Source organism: uncultured Escherichia sp. (assembly GCF_948475835.1).
Taxonomy (GTDB): Bacteria; Pseudomonadota; Gammaproteobacteria; order Enterobacterales; family Enterobacteriaceae; genus ECMA0423.
In genome coordinates, this window is sequence record NZ_CAOLGM010000132.1 from 1 (window position 1) to 12,003 (window position 12,003).

Below are 12,003 nucleotides of genomic sequence, written 5' to 3' on the forward strand. Positions count from 1 at the left end.
TATTTACAGAGATAATAAATTCGCGTAATTTTCCCTCTTCAGCACAAATGCCTAATAAAATGGCTCGTTCCGCTCACACTTCCACTTATTAAAGTCGCAATTTCCCAATTATGATAACGCCAGCTTTAAATGACGTATTTTGCATGGATTACATATTTACGACACAAATGATAAATGGAGATTTATATGAATAACTCTCGGTTATTCCGTTTGAGCAGGATTGTTATTGCGTTAACTGCTGCCAGCGGCATGATGGTAAATACCGCTTACGCAACAGATGAAGCGAAAGCCGCCACTCAATATACCCAACAGGTTAATCAGAATTACGCCAAATCATTACCGTTTAGCGATCGTCAGGATTTTGACGACGCTCAGCGTGGATTTATCGCTCCGCTGCTGGATGAAGGTATTCTGCGCGATGCTAATGGCAAACCATATTATCGCGGGGAAGATTATAAATTTGATATCAATGCGCCCGCGCCCGAAACCGTTAACCCTAGCCTGTGGCGTCAGTCGCAGTTAAACGGTATTTCCGGCCTGTTTAAAGTCACCGACAGAATGTACCAGGTTCGCGGTCAGGATATCTCCAACATCACCTTTATCGAAGGTGATACCGGGATTATTGTCATCGACCCGCTGGTGACGCCACCGAGCGCAAAAGCCGCCCTTGACCTTTACTTCCAAAATCGCCCGCAAAAACCGATTGTTGCGGTTATTTATACCCACAGCCATACCGACCACTATGGCGGCGTGAAAGGCATTATCTCTGAAGCTGATGTGAAATCCGGTAAAGTGCAGGTTATCGCCCCTGCTGGCTTTATGGACGAAGCCATCAGCGAAAACGTACTGGCGGGTAATATTATGAGCCGCCGTGCACTTTACTCCTACGGCCTGCTGCTGGCGCATAACCCTCAGGGTAACATCGGCAATGGTCTTGGCGTAACGCTGGCATCGGGCTACCCGAGCATCATCGCACCGAACAAAACCATCACCAAAACCGGTGAGAAGATGATTATCGACGGCCTGGAGTTTGACTTCCTGATGACCCCAGGTAGCGAAGCGCCAGCCGAAATGCACTTCTATATTCCGGCCCTGAAAGCCCTGTGTACCGCCGAGAACGCCACGCATACCCTGCACAACTTCTACACTCTGCGCGGCGCGAAAACCCGCGACACCAGCAAGTGGACCGAGTATCTGAACGAAACGCTGGATATGTGGGGTAACGACGCGGAAGTCCTGTTTATGCCGCACACCTGGCCGGTCTGGGGCAATAAGCATATCAATGATTATATTGGTAAATATCGCGATACTATCAAGTACATTCACGACCAGACCCTGCACCTGGCGAACCAGGGCTACACCATGAATGAAATCGGCGACATGATTAAACTGCCGCCTGCACTTGCCAATAACTGGGCCAGCCGTGGCTATTACGGTTCTGTCAGCCACAACGCCCGCGCGGTGTATAACTTCTATCTTGGCTATTACGACGGTAACCCGGCTAACCTGCATCCGTATGGTCAGGTGGAGATGGGTAAACGTTACGTGCAGGCGCTGGGCGGTTCTGCCCGTGTCATCAACCTGGCGCAAGAAGCGAACAAGCAAGGTGATTACCGCTGGTCGGCAGAACTGCTGAAACAGGTGATTGCCGCCAACCCGGGTGACCAGGTCGCGAAGAATCTGCAAGCGAATAACTTTGAACAGCTGGGCTATCAGGCCGAGTCCGCCACCTGGCGCGGTTTCTACCTGACCGGCGCGAAAGAGCTGCGCGAAGGGGTGCATAAGTTCAGCCACGGCACCACCGGTTCCCCGGACACCATTCGCGGGATGTCGGTCGAAATGCTGTTCGACTTTATGTCCGTTCGCCTCGATAGCGCGAAAGCCGCGGGTAAAAATATCAGCCTGAACTTCAATATGAGCAATGGCGATAACCTCAACCTGACGCTGAACGATAGCGTGCTTAACTACCGTAAAACACTGCAATCCCAAGCTGACGCCTCTTTCTACATCAGCCGTGAAGATCTGCACGCCGTGCTGACCGGGCAAGCCAAAATGGCGGATCTGGTAAAAGCGAAGAAAGCCAAAATTATTGGCAATGGCGCGAAACTGGAAGAAATTATCGCCTGTCTGGATAATTTCGATTTGTGGGTGAATATCGTAACCCCAAATTAATGTCACTCGCTTTTGGGGGTGCTGAAGCCCCCAAAAGCATTTATTTTAAAAATATATACAGCCAATTAATAAATAAAATATATAAGTTATGAATGCGGTGGCTGAATAAAGCTATTTTTATTCATCGAGAAAATAGCCATACTGACGCCTTCAATGGATATTGACATTCACTACAGATATTGTTCGCAGCAGACAGGATGTATTTAATATGCCAACAGTTCTCTCTCGCATGGCGATGCAACTCAAAAAAACAGCCTGGATAATTCCCGTCTTCATGGTTTCGGGATGCTCATTATCTCCGGCAATCCCGGTGATCGGTGCTTATTATCCCAGCTGGTTTTTCTGCGCCATTGCCAGCCTTATTTTGATGCTCATCACGAGGCGAGTTATTCAGCGGGCAAATATCAATCTGGCATTTGTCGGAATTATTTATACCGCCCTTTTTGCTCTCTACGCCATGCTGTTCTGGCTGGCATTTTTCTAATCTATTTGAGACGCGCTCATGGAAAGTACGCCGAAAAAAGCTCCTCGCAGTAAATTCCCTGCTCTGTTAGTGGTTGCATTGGCGCTGGTTGCCCTTGTTTTCGTTATCTGGCGCGTAGACAGTGCGCCATCAACTAATGACGCTTACGCGTCAGCAGATACCATTGATGTGGTGCCGGAAGTCAGCGGCCGCATTGTAGAACTGGCGGTCACCGACAACCAGGCAGTCAAACAGGGCGATTTGCTGTTCCGCATTGACCCGCGCCCGTTCGAAGCCAATCTGGCGAAAGCTGAAGCCTCCCTCGCGGCGCTGGATAAGCAAATTATGCTCACCCAGCGTAGCGTTGATGCGCAACAGTTTGGTGCCGACTCGATTAATGCCACGGTAGAAAAAGCCCGTGCCGCCGCGAAACAGGCCACAGATACATTACGCCGCACCGAGCCATTACTGAAAGAGGGTTTTGTCTCAGCGGAAGACGTTGACCGTGCAAGAACTGCGCAGCGCGCCGCAGAAGCCGATCTTAATGCCGTATTGTTACAGGCGCAGTCAGCCGCCAGCGCCGTCAGCGGCGTCGATGCGCTGGTGGCGCAACGTGCGGCGGTCGAAGCGGATATTGCCCTGACCAAACTTCATCTGGAAATGGCGACCGTTCGCGCGCCGTTTGATGGCCGGGTCATTTCCCTCAAAACCTCCGTCGGGCAATTTGCTTCTGCCATGCGCCCTATTTTTACCCTAATCGACACTCGTCACTGGTACGTGATCGCCAACTTCCGCGAAACCGATCTGAAAAATATTCGCTCAGGTACACCCGCAACGATTCGCCTGATGAGTGACAGCGGCAAAACCTTCGAGGGTAAAGTGGATTCGATTGGCTACGGCGTGCTACCGGATGACGGCGGCCTGGTGCTGGGCGGCCTGCCGAAAGTTTCTCGCTCTATTAACTGGGTCCGCGTTGCCCAGCGTTTTCCGGTCAAAATCATGGTCGATAAACCTGACCCGGAAATGTTCCGCATCGGCGCTTCGGCAGTCGCTAATCTTGAGCCGCAATAATGAGCGCGCTCAACTCCCTGCCATTACCGGTGGTCAGGCTGCTGGCGTTCTTTCATGAAGAGTTAAGCGAGCGGCGACCAGGCCGCGTGCCGCAGATCGTGCAACTCTGGGTAGGCTGCCTGCTGGTGATTCTGATCTCGATGACTTTTGAGATCCCTTTTGTGGCGTTATCGCTGGCAGTGCTGTTTTACGGTATTCAGTCGAACGCGTTTTACACCAAATTTGTCGCGATCTTGTTTGTGGTTGCCACGGTGCTGGAGATCGGCAGCCTGTTTTTGATCTACAAATGGTCATACGGCGAACCGTTGATCCGATTGATCATCGCCGGGCCGATCCTGATGGGCTGTATGTTTTTGATGCGCACCCATCGGCTGGGACTGGTCTTTTTCGCTGTCGCCATTGTCGCCATTTACGGGCAAACCTTCCCCGCCATGCTCGACTATCCGGAAGTGGTCGTGCGCTTAACGCTGTGGTGTATCGTTGTTGGCCTCTATCCAACCTTGCTGATGACGTTAATCGGCGTGCTGTGGTTTCCCAGTCGTGCCATTACGCAAATGCATCAAGCGCTTAATGATCGGCTTGATGATGCCATTAGTCACCTGACGGACAGCCTCGCACCGCTACCCGAAACGCGGATTGAAAGAGAGGCGCTGGCGCTGCAAAAACTGAATGTCTTTTGTCTCGCGGACGATGCCAACTGGCGAACTCAAAGCGCATGGTGGCAAAGCTGCGTGGCAACGGTAACCTACATTTACTCGACGCTGAATCGCTACGATCCCACCTCTTTTGCTGATTCTCAGGCAATTATTGAATTTCGGCAAAAATTAGCCTCAGAAATCAATAAGCTGCAGCATGCCGTTGCTGAAGGTCAGTGCTGGCAAAGCGACTGGCGGATCACTGAAAGTGAAGCGATGGCGGCACGGGAATGTAACCTGGAGAATATCTGCCAGACGTTGTTACAACTGGGCCAGATGGACCCGAATACGCCGCCAACGCCCGCCGCCAAACCGCCATCAATGGTCGCCGATGCTTTTACCAATCCAGACTATATGCGCTACGCGGTAAAAACACTGCTCGCCTGTTTGATCTGTTACACCTTCTACAGCGGCGTGGACTGGGAAGGCATTCACACCTGTATGCTGACATGCGTGATCGTCGCTAACCCAAATGTCGGTTCGTCGTACCAGAAGATGGTGCTGCGTTTTGGCGGGGCCTTTTGCGGCGCGATTCTGGCGCTGTTATTCACGCTACTGGTCATGCCCTGGCTGGACAATATTGTCGAATTGCTGTTTGTGCTGGCACCGATTTTCCTGTTGGGCGCATGGATTGCCACCAGCTCTGAACGCTCTTCTTATATCGGCACACAGATGGTGGTCACCTTCGCGCTCGCCACGCTCGAAAACGTTTTTGGCCCGGTGTACGACCTGGTGGAAATTCGCGATCGCGCCATGGGTATCATCATTGGTACCGTGGTGTCCGCGGTGATTTACACCTTTGTCTGGCCTGAAAGTGAAGCCGCACACTGCCGCAAAAACTGGCTGGCACGCTGGGTATGTTAAGTAAAGTAATGCGGATCCCACGCCAGCAGGAAGTCACGGCTCTGCGCACTTATCTGCAAATTCGTATCGGTCTGCATGCGGCGTTTAATGCCTGTGAAGAGATGTGCCAACGCGTGGCGCTGGAGCGTCAACTGGACAGCGAAGAACGCGCCTTACTGATTGAACGTTCGCAAACGGTTATTCGTCAGGGCCGCGATATTCTTCACGCCTGGGATGCCACCTGGAACTCGGCGCAGGCGCTGGATAACGCACTACAGCCGGACAGAGCAGCTCAGTTTGCCGACGCCCTGGAGAAATACGCTGCCGGTCTGGCAACCGCACTCAGCCGTTCTCCTCAAATAACGCTTGAAGAGACACCCGCCTCGCAGGCCATCCTGCCCACCTTATTAAAACAGGAGCAACACGTCTGCCAGCTTTTCGCCCGCTTGCCAGACTGGACAGCCCCGGCATTAACGCCCGCCACGGAACAGGCACAAGGAGCCACGCAATGATCAATCGTCAACTTTCACGTCTGCTGTTGTGCAGCATTCTCGGCAGCACGACGCTGATTTCCGGCTGTGCCCTGGTACGTAAGGATTCTGCACCTCATCAACAGCTCAAACCGGAACAAATCAAACTGGCCGACGATATTCATCTTGCCAGCTCCGGCTGGCCGCAGGCGCAGTGGTGGAAACAACTCAATGACCCGCAGCTGGATGCGCTGATCCAACGGACGCTAAGTGGTTCACACACCCTCGCCGAAGCGAAACTGCGGGAAGAAAAAGCGCAGTCCCAGGCCGATTTGTTAGATGCCGGTTCACAATTACAGGTCGCAGCGTTAGGGATGCTCAACCGCCAACGCGTCTCGGCGAACGGCTTTTTAAGCCCTTATGCGATGGATGCGCCCGCACTGGGTATGGACGGGCCGTACTATACGGAAGCCACAGTAGGTTTGTTTGCCGGACTGGATCTTGATTTGTGGGGTGTGCATCGCTCAGCGGTTGCCGCCGCCATTGGCGCGCATAATGCCGCGCTGGCAGAAACCGCAGCAGTAGAGCTATCGCTGACCACGGGCGTAGCGCAGCTTTATTACAGTATGCAGGCCAGCTATCAGATGCTCGATCTGTTAGAACAAACTCGCGATGTGATTGATTACGCGGTGAAAGCGCACCAGAGTAAAGTGGCGCACGGTCTGGAAGCACAAGTGCCTTTCCACGGCGCGCGGGCACAGATTCTGGCGGTCGATAAACAAATTGCTGCCGTCAAAGGGCAAATCACCGAAACGCGAGAATCTCTGCGTGCATTGATTGGCGCGGGGGCCAGCGATATGCCGGAGATCAAACCGGTGGCATTACCACGAGTCCAGACCGGCATTCCGGCGACACTCTCTTATGAGTTGCTCGCCAGACGCCCGGATCTGCAAGCCATGCGCTGGTATGTTCAGGCGTCATTAGATCAGGTGGATTCCGCGCGGGCGCTGTTCTACCCGAGCTTTGATATCAAAGCGTTTTTCGGCCTTGATGCCATCCACCTGGATACCTTATTCAAAAAAACCAGTCGCCAGTTCAACTTCATCCCGGGTCTGAAATTGCCGCTGTTTGACGGTGGACGGTTGAATGCCAATCTCGAAGGCACGCGCGCCGCCAGCAACATGATGATTGAACGTTACAACCAGTCAGTACTGAACGCGGTGCGTGACGTTGCCGTCAACGGCACGCGTCTGCAAACGCTCAACGACGAGCGAGAAATGCAGGCTGAACGCGTGGAAGCAACGCGCTTCACCCAGCGCGCTGCCGAGGCCGCCTATCAGCGCGGCTTAACCAGCCGCTTACAGGCCACTGAAGCCCGGTTGCCAGTACTTGCCGAAGAGATGTCATTACTGATGCTGGACAGCCGCCGGGTGATCCAAAGCATTCAGTTGATGAAATCGCTGGGCGGCGGGTATCAGGCGGCTCCCGTCGTCGAGAAAAATAAAATGTCTGCCGCGTGATGGCTGTCACGCGGTATTTCGTTTCGTCACGTCAAAACTGACGACAGCCTGTTTTTCGTCAGAGTTTTGAATAAATAGTGCCCGTAATATCAGGGAATGACCCCAAATAAAATGTGGCATAAAAGATGCATACTGTAGTCGAGAGCGCGTATGCGTGATTTGATTAACTGGAGCGAGACCGATGAAAAAAGTCGTCACGGTTTGCCCCTATTGCGCATCAGGTTGCAAAATCAACCTGGTCGTCGATAACGGCAAAATCGTCCGGGCGGAGGCAGCGCAGGGGAAAACCAACCAGGGTACCCTGTGTCTGAAGGGTTATTATGGCTGGGATTTCATTAACGATACCCAGATCCTGACCCCACGCCTGAAAACCCCCATGATCCGTCGCCAGCGTGGCGGCAAACTCGAACCTGTTTCCTGGGATGAGGCACTGAATTACGTTGCCGAGCGCCTGAGCGCCATCAAAGAGAAGTACGGTCCGGATGCCATCCAGACGACCGGCTCCTCGCGTGGTACGGGTAACGAAACCAACTATGTAATGCAAAAATTTGCGCGCGCCGTTATTGGTACCAATAACGTTGACTGCTGCGCTCGTGTCTGACACGGCCCATCGGTTGCAGGTCTGCACCAATCGGTCGGTAATGGCGCAATGAGCAATGCTATTAACGAAATTGATAATACCGATTTAGTGTTCGTTTTCGGGTACAACCCGGCGGATTCCCACCCAATCGTGGCGAATCACGTAATTAACGCTAAACGTAACGGGGCGAAAATTATCGTCTGCGATCCGCGCAAAATTGAAACCGCGCGCATTGCTGACATGCACATTGCACTGAAAAACGGCTCGAACATCGCGCTGTTGAATGCGATGGGCCATGTCATTATTGAAGAAAATCTGTACGACAAAGCGTTCGTCGCTTCCCGTACAGAAGGCTTTGAAGAGTATCGTAAAATCGTTGAAGGCTACACGCCGGAGTCGGTTGAAGATATCACCGGCGTCAGCGCCAGTGAGATTCGTCAGGCGGCACGGATGTATGCCCAGGCGAAAAGCGCCGCCATCCTGTGGGGCATGGGTGTAACCCAGTTCTACCAGGGCGTGGAAACCGTGCGTTCTCTGACCAGCCTCGCGATGCTGACCGGTAACCTCGGTAAGCCGCATGCGGGTGTAAACCCGGTTCGTGGTCAGAACAACGTGCAGGGTGCCTGCGATATGGGCGCGCTGCCGGATACGTATCCGGGATACCAGTACGTGAAAGATCCGGCTAACCGCGAGAAATTCGCCAAAGCCTGGGGCGTGGAAAGCCTGCCTGCTCATACCGGTTATCGCATCAGCGAGCTGCCGCACCGCGCAGCGCATGGCGAAGTGCGTGCCGCGTACATTATGGGCGAAGATCCGCTGCAAACTGACGCGGAGCTGTCGGCAGTACGTAAAGCCTTTGAAGATCTGGAACTGGTTATCGTTCAGGACATCTTTATGACCAAAACCGCGTCGGCGGCGGATGTCATTTTGCCGTCAACGTCGTGGGGCGAGCATGAAGGCGTGTTTACTGCGGCTGACCGTGGCTTCCAGCGTTTCTTCAAAGCAGTTGAACCGAAATGGGATCTGAAAACGGACTGGCAAATCATCAGTGAAATCGCCACCCGTATGGGTTATCCGATGCACTACAACAACACCCAGGAGATCTGGGATGAGTTGCGTCATCTGTGCCCGGATTTCTACGGTGCGACTTACGAGAAAATGGGCGAACTGGGCTTCATTCAGTGGCCTTGCCGCGATACTTCAGATGCCGATCAGGGGACTTCTTATCTGTTTAAAGAGAAGTTTGATACCCCGAACGGTCTGGCACAGTTCTTCACCTGCGACTGGGTAGCGCCAATCGACAAACTCACCGACGAGTACCCGATGGTACTGTCAACGGTGCGTGAAGTTGGTCACTACTCTTGCCGTTCGATGACCGGTAACTGTGCGGCACTGGCGGCGCTGGCTGATGAACCTGGCTACGCACAAATCAATACCGAAGACGCCAAACGTCTGGGTATTGAAGATGAGGCATTGGTTTGGGTGCACTCGCGTAAAGGCAAAATTATCACCCGTGCGCAGGTCAGCGATCGTCCGAACAAAGGGGCGATTTACATGACCTACCAGTGGTGGATTGGTGCCTGTAACGAGCTGGTTACCGAAAACTTAAGCCCGATTACGAAAACGCCGGAATACAAATACTGCGCCGTGCGCGTCGAGCCGATCGCCGATCAGCGCGCCGCCGAGCAGTACGTGATTGACGAGTACAACAAGTTGAAAACTCGCCTGCGCGAAGCGGCACTGGCGTAATACAGTCCTTTCTACAGCCTCCTTTCGGAGGCTGTTTTTTTATCCATTCGAACTCTTTATACTGGTTACTCCCTACCCAATCGTATTATCAAAATGAAAAAAATTATCGCATTGATGTTGTTTTTGACATTCTTTGCCCACGCGAACGACTCCGAGCCTGGCAGCCAGTATTTAAAGGCAGCAGAGGCCGGGGACCGACGCGCACAATATTTTCTTGCCGACAGCTGGTTTAGCTCCGGCGATTTGAGCAAAGCCGAATATTGGGCACAGAAAGCCGCCGACAGCGGTGATGCTGATGCCTGCGCGCTGCTGGCGCAGATCAAAATCACCAATCCGGTCAGTCTGGACTATCCACAAGCAAAAGTTCTTGCAGAGAAAGCGGCGCAAGCGGGCAGTAAAGAAGGTGAAGTAACGCTGGCGCATATTCTGGTAAATACTCAAGCGGGTAAACCGGATTATCCAAAGGCGATTTCGCTGTTAGAAAACGCCTCGGAAGATCTGGAGAATGACTCCGCCGTCGATGCCCAAATGCTGCTTGGTTTGATTTACGCCAACGGCGTGGGCATTAAGGCCGACGATGACAAGGCAACCTGGTATTTCAAACGCAGCTCTGCAATTTCCCGAACCGGTTATTCCGAGTACTGGGCGGGAATGATGTTCTTAAACGGTGAGGAAGGTTTTATCGAGAAGAACAAACAAAAGGCGCTGCACTGGTTGAACCTGAGCTGTATGGAAGGGTTTGATACCGGGTGTGAAGAGTTTGAAAAATTAACCAACGGTTAAGGTAGGCCTGATAAGACGCACCAGCGTCGCATCAGGCATCCACACATTGCCGGGTGGATAACCCCGGCAATCTTCAATTATTGATCCGCAGTTTTATCAAATTTGCCCAGCACTTCACGCTCATAAGCCAGCGCCTTTTTGCGGTCAAATTTGTGTTCCCACTTGGCAATCACCAGCACCGCCAGCGCATTACCCACCACGTTCAGCGCAGTACGCGCCATGTCGAGGATACGGTCAACACCAGCAATAAACGCCAGGCCTTCCAGCGGAATACCTACGCTACCCAGCGTTGCCAGCAGCACCACAAACGACACGCCCGGCACGCCAGCAATCCCTTTCGAGGTCACCATCAGCGTCAGCACCAGAATGATTTCCTGCCAGATGGACAGGTCAATGCCATACAGCTGAGCGATGAAAATAGCGGCAATACTTTGATACAGCGTCGAACCATCAAGGTTAAAAGAGTAACCGGTCGGCACCACGAAGCTGGTGATCGACGCCGGTGCTCCGTAGGCTTCCATCTTCTCAATAATTCGCGGCAGTACGCTTTCAGAGCTGGCAGTGGAGTACGCCAGAATCAGCTCATCTTTCAGAATACGAATCAGGATCCAGACGCTTAACCCGCACAGGCGCGCCACAATTCCCAGCACTACCAGCGCGAAGAACAGAATGGCGAAATGCACCAGCAGCACCAGTTTCGCCAGTGGCCACAGAGAAGAGAAACCAAAGTTAGCCACCGTCACCGCAATCAGCGCAAACACACCCACCGGTGCATAACGCATCACCATGTGAGTCACTTTAAACATGGTTTCAGAGATGGAGCGGAACACGGTCACCAGCGGTTCACGATGCGTCGCGGGCAGGGAGGAAAGCCCCAGACCAAACAGCACCGAGAAGAAGATGATCGGCAGCATTTCGCCTTTCGCCATCGACGCCACAATGTTCGTCGGCACCAGCGACAAAATCGTGCCCATAATGCCGTGGGAACTGCTTTGTACCGCTTCCGTAGTGCTCTGATATTTCGAGATATCGACGGTCGCCAGCTGCGACATATCCACCCCGGCACCGGGCTGGAAGACGTTCGCCAGAGTGATCCCCAAAATGATGGCGACGGTGGTGATCACCTCGAAGTAAATAATGGTTTTCGCGCCAATACGCCCGAGCTGTTTGGCATCACCAACACCCGCGATACCCACCACCAGCGTGGAGATCACAATCGGCACAACAATCATTTTGATCAGATGGATGAAGATATCACCCGCCGGAGAGAGCAAATTGACGACCAGCCAGTCGCGGCTGTCGCTATGGTAGTGCAGGTAGCTTCCCAGGAGAATGCCCAGCACCATAGCAAACAGAATCTGCCAGGCCAGGCTGAATTTTATACTTTTCATCAGAATAACTTCCTCAATGGAGCGCCGTTCCCCGTTCAGAAACGCGAGAACGTGACATACTGCCAGGGCATGAATTGTGTTGCGTTGGTTTGTAGATTTTTTTAACGCTTATGATCAGTATCATTTGCGCGGTATGTTGCGCAACCCTTTAACAACAGAGCTTTTCGCTGCATTAATGCATAATAACGCGAGTTTATGGCAGGATTAATGAATAACCATTTGTTATGGAAAGATTTTTATTTGTTTAATCTGCAATAATACTGATT

General features: G+C 52.7%; 7 protein-coding genes and 1 pseudogene. 7 read left to right on the forward strand and 1 reads right to left on the reverse strand.

What is annotated here, in order from left to right; translation table 11 throughout:
• Positions 1-186 precede the first annotated feature (186 nt).
• From yjcS to yjcO, 7 genes and pseudogenes are all read left to right on the forward strand, one after another.
• A complete protein-coding gene (gene yjcS, locus QZF50_RS19770) occupies positions 187-2,172 on the forward strand; it encodes an alkyl sulfatase YjcS (protein ID WP_001307516.1) in 1,986 nt (661 codons plus the stop codon).
• 208 nt (positions 2,173-2,380) lie between these two features.
• Positions 2,381-2,656 carry a YtcA family lipoprotein gene (locus QZF50_RS19775; RefSeq protein ID WP_001297587.1) on the forward strand — a complete coding sequence of 92 codons (276 nt, stop codon included), beginning with the start codon at positions 2,381-2,383 and terminating at the stop codon, positions 2,654-2,656.
• A gap of 18 nt (positions 2,657-2,674) precedes the next feature.
• Positions 2,675-3,706 (forward strand): multidrug efflux transporter periplasmic adaptor subunit MdtN, encoded by a 1,032-nt coding sequence (mdtN, locus tag QZF50_RS19780; RefSeq protein ID WP_000446348.1) that lies wholly within the window; start codon positions 2,675-2,677, stop codon positions 3,704-3,706.
• Positions 3,706-5,756 (forward strand): annotated as a pseudogene (gene mdtO / locus QZF50_RS19785) (multidrug efflux transporter permease subunit MdtO). The gene mdtN and the pseudogene mdtO overlap by 1 nt, the downstream one beginning before the upstream one ends.
• Complete coding sequence (mdtP, locus tag QZF50_RS19790; RefSeq protein ID WP_000610575.1) at positions 5,753-7,234, forward strand: multidrug efflux transporter outer membrane subunit MdtP; 1,482 nt, start codon at positions 5,753-5,755, stop codon at positions 7,232-7,234. The pseudogene mdtO and the gene mdtP overlap by 4 nt, the downstream one beginning before the upstream one ends.
• Before the next feature lie 181 nt (positions 7,235-7,415).
• Positions 7,416-9,563: a formate dehydrogenase subunit alpha gene (fdhF, locus tag QZF50_RS19795; protein ID WP_001300547.1), complete on the forward strand. Its 2,148-nt coding sequence runs from the start codon at positions 7,416-7,418 to the stop codon at positions 9,561-9,563.
• Between the two features lie 93 nt (positions 9,564-9,656).
• Complete coding sequence (gene yjcO / locus QZF50_RS19800) at positions 9,657-10,346, forward strand: Sel1 family TPR-like repeat protein YjcO (RefSeq protein WP_000719886.1); 690 nt, start codon at positions 9,657-9,659, stop codon at positions 10,344-10,346.
• Between the two features lie 77 nt (positions 10,347-10,423).
• On the opposite strand, the gene gltP is transcribed toward yjcO, so the two are convergent.
• The gene (gene gltP, locus QZF50_RS19805; protein ID WP_000835799.1) at positions 10,424-11,737 is read right to left on the reverse strand and encodes a glutamate/aspartate:proton symporter GltP; all 1,314 of its coding nucleotides are present in this window, start codon (positions 11,735-11,737) and stop codon (positions 10,424-10,426) included.
• Between the last annotated feature and the right edge of the window lie 266 nt (positions 11,738-12,003).